At 34.6% G+C, this 664-nt stretch carries 1 protein-coding gene; it reads left to right on the top strand.

Annotated elements, in window-relative coordinates:
* Positions 1-664, top strand: a 664-nt coding sequence (locus AC1DTM_RS30345; RefSeq protein WP_477001690.1) for a peptide ABC transporter substrate-binding protein, incomplete at both ends; no start/stop codon positions are given.

Raw genomic sequence — 664 nt, 5'->3', positions numbered from 1 at the left:
TTTAATCAAAAAAATGCAACGTTTAAAAATCAAAAGGTTCGTGAGGCGATTGATTTAGCGTACGATAAAAAAGGAATTGCGGATGTAATTTTGAATGATGGATCATTGCCAGCGTATTTCTTAGTACCTGAAAAGTTTACGACAGGACCAGATGGAAAAGACTTCCGTACTGTAAATAAAAATTTCCGTGACAGTAAAGATAATGCTGCGAAAGCAAAAAAACTGTGGGAAGAAGCGAAGAAAGAACTTGGTCAAGATACAATTACAGTAGAATTACTAAATGATGATAACGGTAGTCGTAAAAAAGTGGGCGACTTTATTAAAGAAGAATTAGAGAAAAACTTACCTGGTATTAAAGTGAATTTGAAGCAACAACCATATAAGCAGAAGTTAGATTTAGAAAAGAAATTTGAATATGAATTCTCATTATCTGCATGGAGTCCAGATTATCCAGACCCAATGACATATATTGATATGTTCGTTACTGGAAGCTCATTTAATGAAATGGATTATTCAAATCCGAAGTACGATGATTTAGTAGCAAAATCAAAAGGAGAACTACTAAAAGATGACGCAGCACGCTGGAAAGCACTTGCAGAAGCTGAAAAAATCTTAATTGGTCAAGATGCTGCAATCTCTCCTACGTACCAACAAAGTACAGCTT

It is taken from the genome of Bacillus sp. P4_D3 (genome assembly GCF_056401855.1).
Note: the sequence above shows the minus strand (reverse complement) of the source record. Positions and strands in the feature narration are given on the sequence as shown.